Genomic DNA, 19,405 nt, shown 5'->3' on the forward strand with positions numbered 1-19,405 from the left:
TATATCCGCACCGGATATCGCCTGCGAGCCCCACCATGACCGATCTGCAATCCCGTCCCGTCACCGTCAACGGCATCACGCTGCACGTCACCGCCCAGGGCGACGGCCCCCTCGTCCTGCTGTGCCACGGCTTTCCCGAAACGTCGTACGCCTGGCGCCACCAGCTTCCCGCCCTGGCCCAGGCGGGCTTTCGCGCCGTGGCCCCCGACCTGCGCGGCTATGGCGCCAGCGACCGCCCGGCAGACGCCGCGGCCTACACCACGCTGGATGTGATGGGCGACCTGATCGCCCTGCTCGACAGCGAAGGCGCCGACACCGCCGTGATCGTCGGCGGCGACTGGGGCGCCAACATCGCCTGGCAAGCCGCGCAACTGCGGCCCGACCGCTTTCGGGCCGTGGCCGCGCTGGGCGTCCCCATGATGGGCCGCGCGCCCATCCCGCCCAGCCGCCTGTTCCCCAAGACCGACGCCGCCGTCTTCTACACCCACTACTTCAACGAACCGGGCGTGGCCGAACGGGAATTCGAACGCGACGTCGACGCCACGCTGCGCGCCCTCTATTTCGCCGCCTCGGGCGCGGCCGGAGCCCGCACCGACCCCGCCACGCCCAACCCCTTCGGCATGGTGCCCGCGGGGCGTGGCCTGCTCGACGCGCTGCCCGTCCCGAACGCCCTGCCCGCCTGGCTGACCGAATCAGACCTGGCGGTGTTCGTCCAAAGCTATCAAGCCAGTGGTTTTCGCGGCGGCCTGAACTACTACCGCAACCTGGACCGCAACTGGGCGCTGCAAGGCGCCTTGGCCGGCAAGACGGTCGACGTACCCGCCCTGTACCTGGTGGGCGAACGCGACACCGGCCTGGCCATTCCCGGCATGGACCAGATCATCAAGGCCATGCCTGCCCTGGTGCCGCAACTGCGCGCCAGTGAAATCATCCCCGGCGCGGGACACTGGCTGCAGCAGGAAGCGCCGCAAGAGGTCAATCAGGCGTTGATCGATTTCCTGCCAGTCTTTAACATCCCCCCGCTTGACCCTCACGTAACGTCATCCCCCAAAGTCCGCCCTGCGTAAACAACGAAGGAACCTCATGCGACTGAAAGTCGGAGAACTGGCCAAGCGCAGCGGCCTCACCGTCCGCACGCTGCACCACTATCACGCGATCGGCCTCTTGACGCCTTCGGCGCGCGCCGACAACGGTTACCGGCTATACGGCCGCGACGACATTGCCCGACTGCATCAGATTCAGGCCCTGCGTCGCTTCGGACTGCCGCTGGCTGAAATCGGCGCCACCCTGGACCAGCCCGGTACGCCGCTGGACGAGATCATCGCGAAACAGATCACGATGCTCGACCGCCAGATCCAACAGGCCGCCACGCTGCGCGATCGTCTCGCGCACTTGCAAGGCCAGTTGGCGATGGGCGCCGAACCGGAGCTGGCCGATTGGCTGACCACTCTGGAACTGATGACCATGTACGACAAGTACTTTTCTCCCGAAGAACTGGCTCGCCTGCCCATGTATGGCCGCACCCGCGATGAAGATGGCGACTGGCCCGCGTTGATCGCGCAGGTGCGCCAGCAGATGGACAGCGGCGCCCCGCCCGAAGACGCCCATTCGCAAGGCCTGGCGCTGCGCTGGATGACGCTGCTGCTGCGCGATACCAACAACGATCCGCGCCTGCTCGTGAAACTGAACCAGATGCACGAACAGGAACCCGCCATGCAGGAACACGTCGGCATTTCGCCAGCCATGCGGGATTACGTGCTGCAAGCCTTCTCGGAAAGCAAACTGCGCCTGTACGAAAAGCACCTGACGCCGCAAGAAGCCCGGTTCATGCGCGCGCATTACGGCGACCGCATGGGCGAATGGCCGGCGCTGATGGGGCGGGTACGCGATGCCATCGACGCGGGCCAGGCGCCGGCCTCGCCCACCGGCCTGGACCTGGCCCGGCAATGGCTGGAACTGTTTTGCACCTACGCCGGCAAGGACCCGGCCACGCACGCCAAATTCCGCCATGCCCTGATGACCGAACCGGAACTTACCGCCGGCACCTGGGCCGACGACGCCACGCTGGGCTTCATGCGGCAGGCGATGGGGGCCTTGGCGGCGGCACGCTGATCGCGCCGGGCCGACAGGTCATCGGGCGGCGACGCACACGGCGCTGTCGCCGCCCGACAATAATCTTCTCAGTCTGAAACCATTGTTCATATCTGGTCCGGCGGCTGGGGTATAAACGAGGCCCGTTATTTCCCGTAAAGGAATCTTGTGTCTCACACCCTCGGGGCGAGTCGTTTCATCGCGGCAACCGCGCAGACCCTGCGCCAGCAAGGCCGCAGCATGCTGGCCGCCGCGCCATGGTCCCTGGCCATTTTCACGCTGTCGCTGCCGTTCGCCCTGATGACCACGCGCCTGTACCAGCCCATCGACCTGCTGTGGGTGCTGCTGGCGCTGGTCAACCTGATCGCGTTCGCACGAATGACCTTCGCCTGGCACCGCGTCGTGGTCCTGGGCGATGCCGCCCCCGCCACGGCCGGACGCGGCGCTGCCGCCCAGACGCGCCACCTGCTGCTGTTGGCCGCGCTGGCCCTTCCCGTGGCAGTCCTGGCCCGCGCCAACGGCGACGTGCCGTTCATCGTCTACGTGCTGCTCAACGGCGCCGACGACGCGCGGTTCTGGCTGGCGCTGATGGCCGTGCAGGTGCTGATCTGGCTGCCGGTCTGCTATCTGCTCGCCACCTATGGCCTGGGCCTGCCGCGTATCGCGGCAACGGGGGAATTCGGCTTGCGCACGCTGCTCACCATGAAGCGATATCCGCGCTGGCCGCTGATGCTGGGGCTGCTTCTGCTGATCTCGGTGGCCGGCTACTTCAACGGCGACCTGATCGAGCTGCGGCACCAGCTCACGAACGTCGACGCGGTGACCGGCGCGCTGGGTGTCTTGCTGTGCGTGCCGATCACCTTTGTGCTGATGACCATGTACGGCGTTGCGTATCGCGATGCCGTGCCACGCGTCGACCCTACCGCATCGCAGCCGGCGCGCGTTTCCCTTCCGTAGAACGCCCCCAGGGGCCACCCTGCCGGGGACGTTTCCGTCCCCGGCGGGCACACCTGTCATTTTGAAACAGCCATGTACCATCCAAGTGGATGGTATTAGCATGGGTTCATGCCTCCCCGTGCCCCCTCCCTCGCCTCGGCGTCCAAACCCGCCGATGAAAAAATCACCATCAACGTCGGCTACGTCGACCTGGGCCAGATCGACCTTCTGGTCCAGGAAGGCTTCTACGCCAATCGCACCGACCTGATCCGCACGGCCATCCGCAACCAGCTCGCCACGCACGGCGACGCCCTGCGCCAGGCCGTCACCCGCAAGACCTTGGCGCTGGGCATCCAGCACTACAGCGCCCAGGACCTGCTGGCGGCGCAGGCCGCCGGCGAAATGCTCCAGATCCGCGTGCTGGGCCTGGCGACCATCGCGCCCGACGTCACCCCCGAACTGGCGCTAGCCACCATCGAATCCCTGACGGTACTGGGCGCCCTGCACGCCAGCCCCGCCGTCAAGGCTGCTCTGCATCAGCGCATCCGCTGACCAACGCTTGACCCCTTAGGCAATGCCATGCACCCGGAATTCCAGTCCTTGATCAACCAGGCCACCCGACTGACCCAGTCCGGCAACCTGACCGCCGCCACGGCCGCCATCCAGGCCGCCTTGCGCCCCGGCGCACGCCCTGTCCCTCCCCACCAGGACGATGCCGACGTCATCGACGTCCAGGCGTGGGAAATCCCCGACCCCGACGCGGCCAGGGCCCCTGCCCCCTCCGAGCCCATTGCGCCCGAGCACCGCCCGGGCCTGCGCGGCGACACCTTCACCGCGGGCGTGTTCCGCAATGCGGCGGGGCAACGCCATTACAAGCTCTACGTGCCGCCCAACGCGGGCGATCAACCCTTGCCCCTGGTGGTCATGCTGCATGGCTGCACCCAGGACGCCGACGATTTCGCGGCCGGCACCGCCATGAACGACGCGGCGCGCACGCAAGGGTTCTATGTGCTGTACCCAGTGCAGCCGCGTGAGGTCAATCCGCAAAAGTGCTGGAACTGGTTCAAGCACACCCATCAGCGCGCCAGCAGCGGCGAACCCGCCATCCTGGCAGGCATGACGCGCGATGTCATGGCCACGCACGCCATCGATCCCCAACGCGTCTATGTGGCCGGCCTGTCGGCGGGCGGCGCCATGGCCGCGATTCTCGCCAACACCCACCCGGAACTGTATGCGGCGGTGGGCGTGCATTCGGGCCTGGCCGCCGGCGCGGCATCCGATCTGCCGTCCGCGCTCAGCGCGATGAAGGGCCTGGGCATGCAGGCGCCCAGTCAGGCAGGCCACGGCGTACCCACCCTGGTCTTTCATGGCGACCGCGACACCACGGTGCATCCCGGCAATGCCGAACGCGTGGCGGCGTGCGCCGCTGGCGCCGGCGCCCGGATCGAAGCCCGCCACGTCCCCGGCGCGGGCCACCGACACGACAGCACGAAATACGTCTATCGCGACGCGGCGGGCACGGTCGTGGCTGAACGTTGGGAAATCCATGGCGCCGGCCATGCCTGGGCCGGCGGCAGCGCCAGCGGATCCTGCACGGACCGCAACGGTCCAGACGCCACCGGCGAAATGCTGAAGTTCTTCTTTGCCCGCGCGTTGCCTGGCAGGGCCTGAACCGGCCGCCATGCCCGCAGGCTCGCTGCGAGCGGCCGGCGGCGGGCATCGGCCCGGATTGAACCCAGGCGCGGCGCCCTGCCGCGACCTGCCTGCCCCGGGCAGCGACGCGCCTGGCGCCAGCTCATCCGTCCGACATCCGCGCCAGGGCATCGGCGCGGCAGACATCCAGAATCTCATCCGCCAACGGCGAATCGTCGGGGCAGGACCTCGACAACACCACCGCGCCAATGGCTTGCGCCATCAGCGCGATCCTGCGTGCGCGGGCCTCGTCGGCTGAGCCCTGCCCCGCCCCGCCCCGTGGGCCCGCGGGCCTGGCCAGCTGACGTTCGATACCCGCGGCAAAGGCCGCCTTGACCGGCTCGGGTTGGCGCGCGGCGTCCGCGCACAGCGCGGCCAAGGTGCAGCCATCGCCCGGGCTGTCCCGATGCGCCCGGGAAAGGTAGTACCTCATGAAGTCCGCCGGATCGACATCCGTCGCCGCCTCCACGGACTGGGCCAGGCCGCAGCTTGCGGCCTGCGCCATCAGATCGGCCTTGGAACCGAAGTGCTTGTAGAAGCCGCCGTGCGTGAAGCCGGCCGCCGCCATCAGGTCGGCCACGCCCACGCCGTCGTAACCCCGCTCCCTGAAGAGGGTGGACGCGGTTTCGACTATATGCGCCCGATTCGCTTGCGCCTGTGCCTTGGTGACCTTCATAGCCCGGTGCCCCTGGATGTGCTGCCGATGGATGGAGGTCACTATACCACTGATAGATTATGACCATCATCAAACCATTGACTTTAAAGATGATGACCATCATCATTAGGCCTGTTTCCCAAGCGGCCCTGGCGCACACCCTGCCCCTGGACCCCTCCCAGATCAACCCTCGGACGTGACATGACCGACACCACGCTTTTCCAGCCCTACACACTCGGCTCGCTGACCCTGACCAACCGCATCGTGATGGCGCCGCTGACGCGCAACCGTGCGGGCGCCGGCCTCGTGCCCAACGCGCTGGCCGCCGCCTACTACGCTCAGCGGGCCTCGGCCGGCCTGATCATTTCGGAAGCCACGCAGATCTCGGCCCAGGCCCAGGGCTACCAGGACACGCCGGGGCTGTACACGCAGGCACAGATCGACGGCTGGCGCGACGTCACCACCGCCGTCCACGCGCGAGGCGGGCGCATCTTCGCGCAGTTGTGGCATGTGGGCCGGATCTCTCACGTCGATCTGCATGACGGCGCCGCCCCGGTCGCCCCCTCGGCCATACGGGCCCAGGCCAAGACCTTCGTCAACAACGGCTTTGCCGACGTTTCCGAGCCGCGTGCGCTCTCCCTGGAGGAATTGCCAGGCATCGTCAACGACTTCCGCCAGGCCGCCGCCAACGCAATCGCGGCCGGATTCGACGGCGTGGAAATCCACGGCGCCAACGGCTATCTGCTGGAGCAGTTCATCAAGGACGGCGCCAACCAGCGCACCGACGCCTACGGCGGGTCCATCGAGAACCGCGCACGCCTGTTGCTGGAAGTCACCGCGGCGGTGGTCGAGCAGATTGGCGCCGACCGCACCGGCGTGCGCATCTCGCCCGTGTCGCCGGCCGGCGCCATTTCCAGCAACGATCCACAACCGCAGTACGACTACATCGCCGAACAGCTCGACGCGCTGGGCATTGTCTATCTGCACGTCGTGGAAGGCGCCACCGGCGGCCGACGCGACGTGGCCCCGTTCGACTACGACAGCTTGCGCCGCCGCTTCACGCACACCTACCTGGCCAACAACGGCTACGACCTGCAGCTGGCCACCGCCCGCCTGATCGAAGGCAAGGCGGATCTGTTCGCCTTTGGCCGTCTGTTCATCAGCAATCCCGACCTGGTCGAACGCCTGAAGACCGGCGCGCCGCTGGCCGCCTTGAACCCCGCCACCCTGTATGGCGGCGGCGCGCAAGGCTACACCGATTACCCCACCTTGACCGCCCCCGCCGCCCGATAAGGCGGCCCATTCCAAAGGAACCCATCATGACCCTTCGTCCATCCGTCCTCATCACCGGCGCCTCCAGCGGCATTGGCGCCACCTACGCCGAGCGCTTTGCGCGGCGCGGCCATGATCTCGTGCTGGTCGCACGCGACCAGGCTCGCCTGGAAACCCTCGCAGCCCGCCTGCGCAAGGAAACCGGCGTCGCGGTCGAGCTGCTGCCCGCCGATCTCACGCAGCAAGAGGACCTGGCCCGCGTCGAAACGCGCCTGCGCAACGACGCCCGCATCGGCATACTCATCAACAATGCCGGCATCGCCCAATCGGGCGGCTTTCTCGACCAATCGGCCGACAGCATCGATCGGCTGGTGGCCTTGAACACGACCGCGTTGACGCGCCTGGCGGCCGCCGCCGCGCCGCGGCTGGCGCAGGCGGGCGAAGGCGCGATCGTCAACATCGGTTCGGTGGTCGGCCTGTCCCCGGAATTCGGCATGACCCTCTACGGCGCGACCAAGGCGTTCGCCCTGTTTCTGTCGCAGGGGCTGAGCCTGGAGCTTTCGCCCAAGGGGGTCTACGTGCAAGCGGTGCTGCCTGCCGCCACGCGCACCGAAATCTGGGAGCGTGCCGGCATCGACATCGACACGCTGCCTGAAGTGATGGATGTGGGCGAACTGGTCGACGCCGCGTTGATCGGCTTCGACCGCCGCGAGGCCGTCACCATTCCCCCGCTGCATGTGGCGGCGCGCTGGGATACGCTGGAAGGCTCGCGCCAGGCCCTGCTGGGCGACATCCGGCAGGGGCAGGCCGCCGAACGCTATCGCGCCGCCCCCTGAGGCCGGCCCTGTCCGGCGTTGCCCCTTTTTCGGCCTGGCCGACCCTCCATCCAGAGACCCAAGACCATGCAAGCATTCATCATCGACCGCTATGGCAAGAAAGAACCCGGCCGCATCGGCGAGGTACCGGAGCCGGCGTTGCGGGACGATGATGTCCTGGTCAAGGTCCACGCCGCAAGCGTCAACCCGCTGGATGCCAAGATCAAAAGTGGCGAGTTCAAGTTGATCCTGCCCTACCGACTGCCGCTGGTGCTGGGCAACGATATGTCGGGCACTGTCGTGCGCGTCGGCGCGCGCGTGCGCCAGTTCAAGCCAGGCGATGAAGTCTATGCGCGCCCCGACGATGACCGTATCGGCACCTTTGCCGAGTTGGTCGCCATCAAGGCCTCGTCACTGGCGCGCAAACCGACCAATGTCGGCATGGTCGAGGCCGCCTCGCTGCCTCTGGTGGCCCTGACGGCCTGGCAGGCGCTGGTGGAAACCGCCAAGCTGAAAAAAGGACAGAAGGTGCTGATCCACGCCGGCTCCGGCGGGGTCGGCACCCTCGCCATCCAGCTTGCCAAATACCTGGGTGCCTTCGTCGCCACGACCACGAGTGCCGCCAACCGATCCTGGGTGCAGGCCTTGGGCGCGGACGTCGTCATCGACTACCGGCAGCAGGATTTCTCGACCGTTCTGCGCGACTACGACGTGGTCCTGAACAGCCTGGGCAACGACGTGTTGTACAAATCCCTCAAGATCCTCAAGCCGGGCGGGCACCTGATCTCCCTGTCCGGGCCGCCAACCCCGGCGTTCGCCCTCGCGCGCGGATTGGCGTGGCCGCTCAGGCAAGTGCTGCGCCTGATGAGCCATGGCATCCGCCGCAAGGCGAAGAAGCAAAACGTGGAATACACCTTTGTCTTCATGCGCGCCGACGGGGCGCAACTGCACGAGATCACGGCCCTCGTCGAATCCGGCGCCATTCGCCCCGTGGTCGACAAAGTGTTCCCTTTTCAAGATATCCGGCAGGCGCTGGCCTACTCGGAAAGCGGCCGAGCCAAAGGCAAGGTCGTGGTGCAGATGCCCTAGCCTGATTCACCGGCCACGCTTGACCATGTTCAAAATGGTCTGATAGAGCTCTTGGCGCGCTTCTTCCGGGGTGATCTCGCCTTCCACGGCCGCCTGCGACAGCGCGTCCGCTGCCCCCAGCATGCCCCACAGGCTGGCCAGCGTCAGCGGTTTGGCGCCCGCCAGCGGCCCGAAAATCTGCTGGCATTTTTCAATGAAGGCATGCTGGTACTGCCGTTTCAGCGCGGCAAGCTCGGGCGACCCGTCCAGCGCCGCCAATACGCCGGGAATCTCGCGGCCCTGCGTCAGCACGCAGGCGATATAGCGCGATGCAATGACGTCCGCCTTATCCTTCAACGCAGGTTTGCTGGCGGCAATGGCCTCGTCGATGATGGCCGTCTGACGCACATCGAAATCCTGGTACAGCGCGGCCAGCAAGCCATCGCGCGTGCCGAAATGATCGTAGACCACGGGTTTGGAAACACCGGCCTGTTCCGCCAGCCGCCCAAGCGTCAAGGCGTCGGTGCCTTCATCGCGGATCAACTGCCAGGACACATCCAACAGCTGCCGCAGCCGCGCTTGCTTGGTGAAACGGCGGCGGGGTTCGGGGGCTGGGGCAGCAGGCATGGGGTCTCTGTTCAGGGGTGTTGAATCATCGTGGCGCGGCAAAGATCCGCTGGCCGATGGCATGGGCGGCATCCAGGTGCGAGGTCGGAAAACCTGCATCCGATGGCACCATCAATTCCGAGGTTGCGACGCGTGCGCCGCAATAGCCGAAGATGCCATGGTCGATCTGCGTTTTCATCGCGCCGAAATAGCCATGCCGGGCGTAGGTTCGCATATCGGCGCCGCCATTGGCAATCAAGTGCACGTCCAGGCGTTCCAGCTTCTTGACCAGCTTGCCTTCCAGATCGTCGTCATAGGCCCAGCCGTTGGTGAACACGCGATCGATCCACCCTTTCAGCAGGCCGGGAAACGACCACCAGTACACCGGGTAGACCAGCACCAGCGCATCGGCGCGGTCGATCCGTGCGTGTTCGGCAGCCACATCGGCCGGCGGCTTGCCGCGCGACAGCAGCAAGGCCGTGTCTTCCTGGGTAAAGGTCGGGTCAAAGCCTTCCGCGGTCAGGTCCGCGATTTCAAACGAATGCTGCGGGCCGGATGCCGTGACGCCCTGCGCCACGTGATTCGCAATGGCGTGCGTCAGGGAGGATTTGTCGGGGTGGGGCACAACGATAAGCGCATGCATGTCGGGGACCTCGTGGGAAAAGTTGCTATATACCAATCGTAGACTACTTTTAGTAGGTTACGAAAGCCCCCCACCCTGGCACCCCGACGGCGGCGCTCGCCGAGCCCGCCGTGCCCGCGTTGCGCCCCTTACGCCCTGACGTGGCGGCTCAGGAATTCCCGCATCGCCGCCGCGATCTCCGCCCCGTGGGTTTCGATGGCGAAGTGGCCGCTGTTCACGAACCGCACCTCGGCCCGGGGGTTATCGCGCTTGAACGCTTCCGCCCCCGGCGGCAGGAAGAAAGGGTCGTTCTTGCCCCAGATCGCCAAGGTGGGCGGCTGGTATTCGCGAAAGAACGCATGCAGCTGCGGGTACTGCTTGACGTTGCTGCCGTAGTCCAGCAACAGGTCCATCTGCGGCTCGTCGCCGATGCGCGCAATGGCGGCCGACGCCAGCTGATAGGTCTCGGGCGCGATCAGCGACGCGTCTTCCACGCCTTCGACGTACTGCCACTTGATCATGTCCGGCGTGTTGAAGCGGCGCAGGGCCTCGCGGTTTTCGGCGGTCGGCTCGTTCCAGGCGCGGCGCATGTCCGCCCAGCCGGGGCTCAGGCCTTCTTCGTAGGCGTTCCCGTTCTGGCTCACGATGGCGCTGATCTTCTGCGGGTGCTTGACGGCCAGGCGCCAGGCCACCGGCGCGCCGTAATCGAACACATACACCGCGTAGCGCGACAGGCCCTTGGCTTGCGTGAAGGCGTCGATGACCGACGTCAGGTTGTCGAAGGTGTAGGCGAAGTCCACGCCCGGCAGCACCGTCGTCTGGCCAAAGCCCGGCAGGTCCGGCGCGATCACGTGGTAGTCGCCGGCCAGCGCCGGTATCAGGTTGCGGAACATATACGACGACGCGCCAAAGCCGTGCAGCAGCAGCACGACGGGCGCATCGGCGCGCCCGGCTTCGCGGTAGAAGACGCTGACGCCGTCGACTTCCAGGGTGGCGTGGCGCACGGCCCCGGGGCGAAGGGTGGCGTTGGCGTGATCGACAGCGGGAGGGGTGGCATTCATGGCGATTCCTTGCAAAGGGGGGTTCGTGACAAAGTAACTGTTTAAATTAACTTTCATTGGTTACTTTGGCGCAGTCTGCCCCAGATCGTGATAACCTGTCAACATCATTTTTAAGGGTTACCCAATGACCACCGCTGAACACCGCCACGACGGCGCCGCGACCGAGCCGCCGATGATCGGCGACCACCTGGCGATGGACCTGCTCAACACCCAGGCCCGCAGCGACGACCAGATCGTGGATTTCTGGAACAGCGGCGACGACGTCATGCGCTGGCTCGAACGCCACCACGTGACGCCCCCGGGCAAGCCCCCGCGCGTGGCCTCGGCAGACCTGCTGGCCCAGGGCAAGCAACTGCGCAACGTGGTGCATGACTTGATCGCCGCCCGCAAGGCGGGGCAAGACGTCGATGTCGACCGCCTGAATCAATACTTGCAGGGGTATCTGACGTCCCCGCGGCTGGAACGCGATGGCGAGGGCAAATTCGTGCTGGCCCGCCGCCCGCAAGGCGACGCGATCGCGTCCTTGCTGGGGCCGGTGGCCGAAGCGGCTGCGCACCTGCTCATCGACGGCGACTTCTCGCTGGTCAAGCAGTGCGAACACCCGGACTGCATCCTGTGGTTCTACGACCGCACCAAGTCGCACAAGCGCCGCTGGTGCAGCATGGCCCAATGCGGCAACCGCTACAAAGCGGCGCAGTTCAGGAAACGCAGCAGCGGCGCGCTAGCTAGCCCGGGCAAATAGGCACGCCGCTACCAGCGCTGCGTCTGCACGAAATCCACGAAGGCCCGCAACGGCGCCGGCAGATAGCGACGCCCGGGGAAATACAGCAACGGCCCGGTAAAGCTGGGCCACCAGTCTTGCAACAACGGTTCAAGCTCGCCGCGGTCAAGGTAAGGTTGCAGCCAGTCTTCGAACAGATACACCACGCCTGCGCCGCCCACGGCGGCATCCACCGCGAGGTCGGCCGCTTCGCCCAGGCTCACGATCAACGGGCCGTCCACGTCCACCGTCACACGCTTGCCCGGCTGCTCGAACACCCAGGCCGGCATGGCCCCGCTGGAAAAGCGCCCGCGCAGGCATAGGTGCTTGCGCAGGTCGTCCGGATGCGTCGGCCGGCCGTGCCGGGCCAGATACGCAGGCGCAGCCGCCACCGCCATCCGCTGGCGCTTGGGGCCGATCGGGATGGCCACCATGTCCTGGTCCATGCTTTCTTCGTAGCGTATGCCCGCATCGCAACCCGACTGCAGCAATTCCACAAAGCGGTCTTCGACAACCACTTCCAGCCGGATCTCGGGATACGCCGCCAGAAACGGCGGGATGATGCGCGGCAGCACCAGCCGGGATGCCGACAGCGGCACATTCAGCCGCAGCCTGCCCGCCGGCCGGTCACGAAAGCGATTGGCCACGTCCAGCGCCGATTCCACCGCATTCAGCGCCGGCGTCAGCTGTTCCCGCAAATGCTGTCCGGCCGCCGTGGTGGCCACGCTACGGGTCGTCCGGTTGAACAGCCGCAGGCCCAGCCGCGTTTCCAGCCGGCGCACAGCTTCGCTCAGTTGCGATGCGCTGGCGCCCGTGTGGCGGGCCGCGCCCCGAAAGCCCCCGTGCGTGGCCACGGCCACGAAAGCGCTGATGTCTTGCAGGTCTTGCATGACGGGTCTCGATTGTTCTGAATTCCGCACAAGCTGTGCGATTACGCTGGATTGTCGTACGGTACTCCCAGGCCTAGACTGACGTCCATTCCCCCTCCCCTCAGGAACCCGTCATGACTTCCATCGAACAAGCCGGCACCTACTCACTGGGCGACCGCACCGTGAACCGCCTGGGCTACGGCGCCATGCAACTGGCCGGCCCCCACGTATTCGGCCCGCCCAAAGACAAGGCCCAGGCCATCGCCGTCTTGAAGGAAGCCGTCGAATTGGGCATCAACCACCTGGACACCAGCGACTTCTACGGCCCGCACGTCACCAACCAGTTGATCCGCGAAGCCCTGCACCCTTATCGCGATGACCTGACCCTGGTCACCAAGGTCGGCGCGCGCCGGGGTTCCGACGCCTCGTGGCTGCTGGCCGCAACGCCGGCCGAACTGGAATCCGCCGTGCACGACAACCTGCGCAACCTGGGCCTGGACGTGCTGGACGTGGTCAACCTGCGGCTCATGTTCGACGTGGCCGGGCCGGCCGAGGGCGACATCGAACCCATGTTCTCCACCCTGGCCAACCTGCAGCGCAAAGGCCTGGTGCGCCACCTGGGCCTGAGCAACGCCACGGCCACGCAGGTGGCCCAGGCCCGCGGCATTGCCGACATCGTCTGCGTGCAGAACCAGTACAACCTGGCGCATCGCCACGACGACGCCCTGATCACCCAACTGGCGCAGGCAGGCATCGCCTACGTGCCCTTCTTCCCGCTGGGCGGCTTCTCGCCCTTGCAGTCCGCCACGCTGGAACGCGTGGCCGCCGAGTGCCAGGCCACGCCCATGCAGGTGGCGCTGGCGTGGTTGCTGCAGCGTTCGCCCAACATCCTGCTGATTCCCGGCACGTCGTCCGTGGCGCATCTGCGGCAGAACGTCCAGGCGGCGCAGCTGACGCTGTCGCCGCAGGCCGTGGCGGGACTGGATGGCATGTATTGATGAAACCATACCCAATCCGCCCAGCACCACCATTCCCCGCATAACCCCGGAATCCGCCGCGATGGTGCCCAGCGTCAAGCGCGCCCTGCGTCAGAGCACGCTCCAAGCAATCACGTGCCTCTGAGGCGCGCCCTACTTCGACCAGCAGCTCGCCCAGGCAAACCAGCCCCTGGACCAACGTCACTTGGTCGTCCTGACCTTCCGCTTCTGTTATCACTTCACGCAGCAATGCCTCGCCTCGCTCGATCGCACCTCGATCAAGCGCGTTGTCGGACTACAATCCTCGCGCCAAGCCTTCACTGGACGTATTCATATACTTCAGCGCGATATCTATTCCATTCACCGGAAATGACAATGCGGCTCTTCCTGCTGTCGGTCATCACGTTCTTCACGTTAACGGCCCACGCCGGCAATCTCCCTTGCTCGGGCAACAAGGGCGGAATCGAGCGATGCATCGGCGCGCAGTTTCTATGCCGCGATGGTTCCATCAGCGCGTCAAAGCGCGTCTGTTCCACCTCGGAATCCAGTGCACAATCCCTGAAATCCACCCCCCCTGCGCCGGCAGCAAGCGGGTCATGCCACTGCCGGGATGGTCAGTACTGCACTGGTCCGCGCGGCGGCACCTTTTGCTATTCCGACAGCGGAAAGAAGTCTTACCGCGGCAAGTAGCGAGCCAGAAACCGCGAACAGCTTCAGCCCCATCGAAATCCCTCAAACCTTGCGTATCGAGTCTCCCATGCCCATTGCCATCGCCTCCGACCACGCCGGCTACGACCTGAAAGAACAACTCAAACAGGCGTTCCAGGACATCGAATGGCTGGACCTGGGCACCCACGGCTCAGCGTCCGTCGACTATCCCGATTTTGGCTTTGCCATGGGGCAAGCCATTACCGAGGGCAAGGCCCGACAAGGGATTGTGATCTGCGGGTCCGGCATCGGCATCTCCATCGCCGCGAACCGGTTCGCCGCCGTCCGCGCGGCGCTGTGCACGAACAGCACCATGGCCCGCCTGAGCCGCCAGCACAATGACGCCAACGTCCTGGCGCTGGGCAGCCGCATCACGGGGTTCGAGGTCGCGCGGGACTGCGTCAGCACCTTTCTGGACACGCCATTCGAAGGTGGGCGCCATCAACGCCGCATTGATAGGTTGAGCCAGGCAAGGCAGGACTAGCGCCGCCTCTCGGCCGGCTCACGCCAACAGCGTCACCCCCAGCCCGATGGCAGCGCAGGTCGCAATCACCTTGATCACCCCCCACTTCAGCCGGAACAGCGCCACGGCGGCGCCCAGGGCGATCAGTGCCGAGCCCCAATCGAAGTGCCCTGCCAACCCCTTCGGCCACATGACGTGATAGCCGAAGAACACGGCCAGGTTCAGGATGACGCCCACGACAGCGGCGGTGACGGCCGTCAGCGGGGCCGTGAACTTCAGGTCTTCCTTCGTGGCCTCGACCAGCGGGCCGCCCGCAAGAATGAACAGGAATGACGGCAGGAAGGTAAACCAGGTCACGATGCAGGCGGCCAGGGCTCCGGCCAGGAACAGCGCATCCGGGCCCAGCAGGCCGTGGCTGTAGCCGCCGATGAATCCGACAAACGCCACCACCATGATCAGCGGGCCCGGGGTGGTTTCGCCCAGCGCCAGGCCGTCGATCATCTGCACCGGCGTCAGCCAGGCATAGTGGTCCACCGCCCCCTGGTAGATGTACGGCAGCACGGCATAGGCGCCGCCAAAGGTCAGGTACGCCGCCTTGGTAAAGAACCAGCCCATCTGGGTGTACGCCCCCTGCCAGCCGTACAGCCCGGTCAGCACCGCCATCGGCGCCGCCCAGAGGGCCCCGCCGATGCCCACGATCCAGGCCAGGCGAGCCCACCGGAAGCGGGCATGGTCCGGTGTCGGCGTGTCGTCATCGATCAAGGCCGGGCCATGGCCGCGTGCCTGGGCGCCATGGCGCGACCCGCCATCGAAGTAAGCGGGCCATCGCCTGCCGCCCACCCAGCCTGTCAGCGCCGCGATACCGACGATCAGGGGAAACGGCACTTGCAACGCGAAAATCGCCACAAAGGCCGCCGCCGCGATGCTCCAGAGCACGGGGTTTTTCAGCGCGCGGGAGCCGATGCGATGCGCCGCGTGCAGGACGATGGCCGTCACGGCCGGCTTGATGCCATAGAACAGGCCGGTAATGACAGGGACGTCGCCCCAGGCGACATACACCCAGGACAGCGCGATCAATACAAACAACGAAGGCAGCACGAACAGGCCACCGGCGACGATCCCGCCGCGGGTACGGTGCAGCAGCCATCCGATGTACGTCGCCAGTTGCTGGGCCTCCGGTCCGGGCAGCACCATGCAGTAGTTCAGCGCGTGCAGGAAACGCCGCTCGCTGATCCAGCGGCGGCGCTCGACCAGTTCGGTGTGCATGATGGCGATCTGCCCGGCCGGGCCGCCGAAGCTGATGAAACCCAGCTTCAGCCAGAACCACAACGCCTGTCGAAAGCTGACCGGCTGCGGGGGCGCGGGGGGCAGACTGTCGTGCCGGGCTGGCGCGATGGCCGCGTCCGGTGCGGGGGATGTCATGCCTTGCCCTCACGTTCAAAGCTGGCCAGCAACCCATCGAACACCGCGCTGGCCAGGTCCAGCAACTGATCATCGTCCGTTACCGTCGCCCGCAGGCCGGCCAGCACCTGTTCCACGCCCGGCGCTTCAGGCGGCTGCGCGCCGCCCAGATCCAGAAAATGGACCACGCCGGCCATGCGCGCCAGGCCCGCGCGGTGCAGGCCAAACGCGGCCACCAGATGCTCGAAGGTGACGTTTTCGCCGACGTGCGAGAAGCGGGCGCCGTCGAAATCGAATCCCACCGCGTCCGCTGGGCAATCGGCCGGCGACGCCAGCCACAGAAAGCGCGCCTGCGCGTCGATATGCCGCCGGATCAGCCACGCGCTGGCCAGCCGGTCGACCCAGGGCCGCGCCCGGGTCGCCCATACGCGGCCTTGAAAATCCTGCGTCGCCACTCGCGCGATCGCCGCATCGGTGGCTTGCGGCTCATCCGCCGCGAGCGCGCGGTTGGCCCCTTTTTCCAGCTCGAGCAGGGCCGCGTCGGCCTGCCGCTGCGCCTGCCCCGGAAAGAAATCAATCTCGGCCAGCTGGGCGTAGGTCTTGCGCAGCTTGCGCAACTGTTTCAGGGTGTCCATTGCCGTGTCGGCACTCAGCGCCTGACGAACGGACGCGATGGCCTGCATCAGCTCGCCATAGTCTTCTGACCGGTCAAACAGCGCTTGCAGTTGCCCCGCCGGCACGTCCACGAATTCGGCCTGGGCCAGGTACGCGGTGCCGCCATGCTGCTGCACGTCCTGCGCAATGGTCGTCAAGGTTTCGGGGGTGGCGTCCCGCCGTGGCAAGAGATAGACCCCGTCGCGCAATACCGAGGCGCCACAGCCCTTCAGGGCACGCCACGCCCGCATCCGGACGGTGGCGTTTTCCGTGGGCAAGGAAAGAATCAGGGTCAGCCAGTCCATGGGCGCTTGATCAGAGTGTGTAGCGATTGCTACGTATTTTGTAGCGTACGCTGCACCGATTAAAAACTCAAGTGCCCCGCCCCCGCATCAATGCCGGCCGGGCAGCATGCGAACCAGCGTGTTGTCCCGCAACAAGTAGTGATGCGCGAGCGCGGCCGCCGCATGCAGGCCCACCAGGAAATAGCCCACCGTTGCCAGCGTTTCGTGCAACGCCTTCACCTGGTCCGCCAGCGCCTTGTCGGCCCCCACCAGCGCAGGCATCTCCAGCCCGAACAGTGGAATCGGCTTGCCGCCTGCACTGAGCGTCAGCCAGCCCAGGATCGGCGTGGCGAGCATGAACGCATACAGCGCGTAATGCATCAGCCTGGCCAGCACATCCTGCCAGCGCGGCATGGGCGGACGGACGGCGGGCGCCCTGCCCGCAGCCAGGCGCACGACCAGCCGCAGCACCACCAAGCCGATCACGCACAAGCCCAGCGAAAAATGCAGCGCCTTCATGTTGTTGTACAGATCGCTGCCCTTGGTGGCCCACCCGCGCAATTCCATACAGGCGTAGACCAAAGCCAGCACCCCCAGCATCAGCCAGTGCAAGGTGATGACAAGACTTCCATAGCGCGTGTCGGTGTTCTTGATACCCATGATTTTTCCCTTTTCAAGGCCTGCCACGGACGGATGGGCGACCTGCTGCCCGGCCGCGTTCCAGGATACCGCGCCGCCGCCACGGCGAACCGCTACGCCCCCGCCCCGGGCTTGATCCCGCACAAACGTCCAGACGCGATTGACCAAACCGCCGCTTAGTGGCACCTTACCCCGAAGCCTTGCCTACGGACCCCCCCCCTTGGACCACCCCCAGCCCCTCGTCACCGTCGACGCCGTCCTGCTGACCCTGCGCGCCACCGGCCTGGAAATCGCCCTGCATCCGCGCGACCGCGCGCCGTTCAAGGGCGCCATGGCCTTGCCGGGCGGCGTGGTCCATGTGGACGAAGACGCCGACACCGAAGCCAGCATCCGCCGCGTCCTGCGGGACAAGACCGGCTTCGAGCCGCGCTACCTGGAGCAGTTGCAGGTGTTCTCCGGGCAAGACCGCGACCCGCGCAAATGGTCGCTGTCCGTGTCCTACGTGGCCCTGGTGCCCGCCGCCGAGCTGGAAGCCGCGAGCCAGGCCGCCTTCCAGTTCGTCAACGTCGACGCCCTGCCGCCCCTGGCCTTCGACCACGCCGACATCGTGGCCGCCGCCGTCGCCCGGCTGCGCGGCAAGTCCAGCTATTCCACCCTGCCGTTCTTTCTGCTGCCGGAACGCTTCACGCTGACCGAACTGCAGCACACCTACGAAGCCATCCTGCAGACCCGCCTCGAGAAATCCAACTTCCGCCGCAAGATGGAAGCCTGGGGCGTGCTGGAAGCCACCGACGACTACGTGCTGGGCGCCCAACGCCCCGCCCGCCTGTACCGCCTGAAAGACTTCACCCTGTTCGACCGCAGCGTCGGATAAGCATCGCGTCCACCTCTTGAATCCAACATAGTTGCAAACAAACAATAAGTAGGCTTATACTGGCCTCGCTTAGTTTTAATTTGCCACTAAGGCCACATCATGTTCACCATCACAGCGGTAGTAGCAGGACAACGCCACAGCGCCACCCCGGCCGCGTTCGTGTTCCCCGGCGGCGAAAGCCAGGTCACCGTGCCGGCGTCATTGCAGGCCCTGGCCGATACGGCCAGCGAATTTCGCATCCACGCCTTGCTCAAGTCCGCCGACGACGTCATGCAGCTGCTGATGCTGACCGACGCGCTGCGCCGCCTGAACCCCGCCGCGCCCGTGCACCTGGACATGCCCTACGTGCCCTACGCCCGGCAAGACCGCGTCTGCAACCCGGGCGAAGCGCTGGGCGCCGCCGTGTTCTGCAAACTGATCAACGACCAGCAATACGCCACCGTCACCATCGTCGAGCCCCACAGCGACGTCACGCCCGCCCTGCTGCAACGCGTGCGCGTGGTCGATGCCAGCGCCTTTCTCAAGAATGCCCTGGCCGCCCCCGCCTTTGCCAACGGCGTCACCCTGATGGCCCCCGACGCCGGCGCCCGCAAGCGCGTGCAGGCCCTGGCCAAGAAGCTGGGCGTGCCCGACGTGCGCTACGCCGAAAAAGTCCGCGACCCGCAAACCGGCCGCATCACCGAAACCCGCGTCCCCGACGACATCCCCGCCCAGCCCGTGCTGGTGGTCGACGACATCTGCGACGGCGGCCGCACCTTCCTGGAACTGGCCGCCGCCCTGCGCGACACGACCCGCCAGCCCCTGTACCTGTACGTCACGCACGGCCTCTTCAGCAAAGGCCTGGCCGAACTGAACGCCCGCTTTGCCGGCATCTACACCGCCTACGACTGGACGGCTTCCGACGGCGCCGACGCGCCCGTCGTCGTCAACCCCACGCCCGCCGGCCCCCACAACTAAG

General features: G+C 66.3%; 22 protein-coding genes. 14 read left to right on the forward strand and 8 right to left on the reverse strand.

The genetic code is table 11. The features are described 5' to 3' along the window. Positions 1–35: 35 nt before the first annotated feature. The 5 genes from ACUDP5_RS15810 to ACUDP5_RS15830 all read left to right on the forward strand — a co-directional run bounded on the left by ACUDP5_RS15810 (position 36) and on the right by ACUDP5_RS15830 (position 4,698). Positions 36–1,067: an alpha/beta fold hydrolase gene (locus tag ACUDP5_RS15810; RefSeq protein ID WP_445656521.1), complete on the forward strand. Its 1,032-nt coding sequence runs from the start codon at positions 36–38 to the stop codon at positions 1,065–1,067. Positions 1,068–1,083: 16 nt separating this feature from the next. Beyond that, entirely contained in the window at positions 1,084–2,112 is a 1,029-nt protein-coding gene (locus tag ACUDP5_RS15815) for a MerR family transcriptional regulator (RefSeq protein ID WP_445656522.1), read from the forward strand. 147 nt (positions 2,113–2,259) lie between these two features. Continuing rightward, a complete protein-coding gene (locus ACUDP5_RS15820; RefSeq protein ID WP_445656523.1) occupies positions 2,260–3,048 on the forward strand; it encodes a hypothetical protein in 789 nt (262 codons plus the stop codon). A gap of 108 nt (positions 3,049–3,156) precedes the next feature. Further along, entirely contained in the window at positions 3,157–3,579 is a 423-nt protein-coding gene (locus ACUDP5_RS15825; protein ID WP_445656524.1) for a CopG family transcriptional regulator, read from the forward strand. A 27-nt stretch (positions 3,580–3,606) separates the two neighbouring features. After that, the gene (locus ACUDP5_RS15830; RefSeq protein ID WP_445656525.1) at positions 3,607–4,698 is read left to right on the forward strand and encodes an extracellular catalytic domain type 1 short-chain-length polyhydroxyalkanoate depolymerase; all 1,092 of its coding nucleotides are present in this window, start codon (positions 3,607–3,609) and stop codon (positions 4,696–4,698) included. 124 nt (positions 4,699–4,822) lie between these two features. Here ACUDP5_RS15830 and ACUDP5_RS15835 read toward each other — a convergent pair whose 3' ends face one another. Then, the gene (locus ACUDP5_RS15835; protein ID WP_263913179.1) at positions 4,823–5,395 is read right to left on the reverse strand and encodes a TetR/AcrR family transcriptional regulator; all 573 of its coding nucleotides are present in this window, start codon (positions 5,393–5,395) and stop codon (positions 4,823–4,825) included. Between the two features lie 180 nt (positions 5,396–5,575). Here ACUDP5_RS15835 and ACUDP5_RS15840 point away from each other — a divergent pair, with 180 nt between their 5' ends. The 3 genes from ACUDP5_RS15840 to ACUDP5_RS15850 all read left to right on the forward strand — a co-directional run bounded on the left by ACUDP5_RS15840 (position 5,576) and on the right by ACUDP5_RS15850 (position 8,550). Continuing rightward, positions 5,576–6,667 (forward strand): alkene reductase, encoded by a 1,092-nt coding sequence (locus tag ACUDP5_RS15840; RefSeq protein ID WP_445656526.1) that lies wholly within the window; start codon positions 5,576–5,578, stop codon positions 6,665–6,667. Between the two features lie 26 nt (positions 6,668–6,693). Further along, positions 6,694–7,482 (forward strand): SDR family NAD(P)-dependent oxidoreductase, encoded by a 789-nt coding sequence (locus ACUDP5_RS15845; protein WP_445656527.1) that lies wholly within the window; start codon positions 6,694–6,696, stop codon positions 7,480–7,482. 66 nt (positions 7,483–7,548) lie between these two features. After that, positions 7,549–8,550, forward strand: a complete 1,002-nt coding sequence (locus ACUDP5_RS15850) for an NADP-dependent oxidoreductase (protein ID WP_445656528.1) — start codon at positions 7,549–7,551, stop codon at positions 8,548–8,550. A 6-nt stretch (positions 8,551–8,556) separates the two neighbouring features. On the opposite strand, the gene ACUDP5_RS15855 is transcribed toward ACUDP5_RS15850, so the two are convergent. The 3 genes from ACUDP5_RS15855 to ACUDP5_RS15865 all read right to left on the reverse strand — a co-directional run bounded on the left by ACUDP5_RS15855 (position 8,557) and on the right by ACUDP5_RS15865 (position 10,818). Next, the gene (locus tag ACUDP5_RS15855) at positions 8,557–9,156 is read right to left on the reverse strand and encodes a TetR/AcrR family transcriptional regulator (protein WP_445656529.1); all 600 of its coding nucleotides are present in this window, start codon (positions 9,154–9,156) and stop codon (positions 8,557–8,559) included. Positions 9,157–9,181: 25 nt separating this feature from the next. Next, positions 9,182–9,778, reverse strand: a complete 597-nt coding sequence (locus tag ACUDP5_RS15860; protein ID WP_445656530.1) for an NAD(P)H-dependent oxidoreductase — start codon at positions 9,776–9,778, stop codon at positions 9,182–9,184. 128 nt (positions 9,779–9,906) lie between these two features. Then, positions 9,907–10,818 carry an alpha/beta fold hydrolase gene (locus tag ACUDP5_RS15865; RefSeq protein ID WP_445656531.1) on the reverse strand — a complete coding sequence of 304 codons (912 nt, stop codon included), beginning with the start codon at positions 10,816–10,818 and terminating at the stop codon, positions 9,907–9,909. Positions 10,819–10,942: 124 nt separating this feature from the next. Between ACUDP5_RS15865 and ACUDP5_RS15870 the strand changes: the two genes are divergently transcribed. After that, positions 10,943–11,560, forward strand: a complete 618-nt coding sequence (locus tag ACUDP5_RS15870; RefSeq protein WP_445656532.1) for a CGNR zinc finger domain-containing protein — start codon at positions 10,943–10,945, stop codon at positions 11,558–11,560. Positions 11,561–11,568: 8 nt separating this feature from the next. On the opposite strand, the gene ACUDP5_RS15875 is transcribed toward ACUDP5_RS15870, so the two are convergent. After that, positions 11,569–12,468, reverse strand: coding sequence for a LysR substrate-binding domain-containing protein (locus ACUDP5_RS15875; RefSeq protein WP_445656533.1), 900 nt, complete (start codon positions 12,466–12,468; stop codon positions 11,569–11,571). A 113-nt stretch (positions 12,469–12,581) separates the two neighbouring features. On the opposite strand from ACUDP5_RS15875, the gene ACUDP5_RS15880 reads away from it, so the two are divergent. The 3 genes from ACUDP5_RS15880 (at position 12,582) to rpiB (ending at position 14,616) form a co-directional block, all read left to right on the forward strand. Further along, positions 12,582–13,445, forward strand: coding sequence for an aldo/keto reductase family oxidoreductase (locus tag ACUDP5_RS15880; protein WP_445656534.1), 864 nt, complete (start codon positions 12,582–12,584; stop codon positions 13,443–13,445). 354 nt (positions 13,446–13,799) lie between these two features. Further along, positions 13,800–14,114, forward strand: coding sequence for a hypothetical protein (locus ACUDP5_RS15885; protein WP_445656535.1), 315 nt, complete (start codon positions 13,800–13,802; stop codon positions 14,112–14,114). Positions 14,115–14,181: 67 nt separating this feature from the next. Next, positions 14,182–14,616: a ribose 5-phosphate isomerase B gene (rpiB, locus tag ACUDP5_RS15890; RefSeq protein ID WP_445656536.1), complete on the forward strand. Its 435-nt coding sequence runs from the start codon at positions 14,182–14,184 to the stop codon at positions 14,614–14,616. An 18-nt stretch (positions 14,617–14,634) separates the two neighbouring features. On the opposite strand, the gene chrA is transcribed toward rpiB, so the two are convergent. The 3 genes from chrA to ACUDP5_RS15905 form a co-directional block, all read right to left on the reverse strand. Beyond that, positions 14,635–16,017: a chromate efflux transporter gene (gene chrA, locus ACUDP5_RS15895; RefSeq protein WP_445656537.1), complete on the reverse strand. Its 1,383-nt coding sequence runs from the start codon at positions 16,015–16,017 to the stop codon at positions 14,635–14,637. After that, positions 16,014–16,955 (reverse strand): chromate resistance protein ChrB domain-containing protein, encoded by a 942-nt coding sequence (locus ACUDP5_RS15900; protein ID WP_445656538.1) that lies wholly within the window; start codon positions 16,953–16,955, stop codon positions 16,014–16,016. The genes chrA and ACUDP5_RS15900 overlap by 4 nt, the downstream gene beginning before the upstream one ends. Positions 16,956–17,042: 87 nt before the next feature. Continuing rightward, complete coding sequence (locus tag ACUDP5_RS15905) at positions 17,043–17,594, reverse strand: cytochrome b (protein WP_445656539.1); 552 nt, start codon at positions 17,592–17,594, stop codon at positions 17,043–17,045. A 199-nt stretch (positions 17,595–17,793) separates the two neighbouring features. Between ACUDP5_RS15905 and ACUDP5_RS15910 the strand changes: the two genes are divergently transcribed. Both ACUDP5_RS15910 and prs read left to right on the forward strand, forming a co-directional pair. Continuing rightward, positions 17,794–18,447, forward strand: coding sequence for an NrtR DNA-binding winged helix domain-containing protein (locus tag ACUDP5_RS15910; RefSeq protein WP_263913164.1), 654 nt, complete (start codon positions 17,794–17,796; stop codon positions 18,445–18,447). A 99-nt stretch (positions 18,448–18,546) separates the two neighbouring features. Continuing rightward, on the forward strand, positions 18,547–19,404 hold the full coding sequence (gene prs, locus ACUDP5_RS15915) for a ribose-phosphate diphosphokinase (protein ID WP_445656540.1): 858 nt from the start codon (positions 18,547–18,549) through the stop codon (positions 19,402–19,404). The last annotated feature ends 1 nt before the right edge of the window (position 19,405 follow it).

The sequence above is a fragment of the Achromobacter sp. NCFB-sbj8-Ac1-l genome (assembly GCF_052695805.1).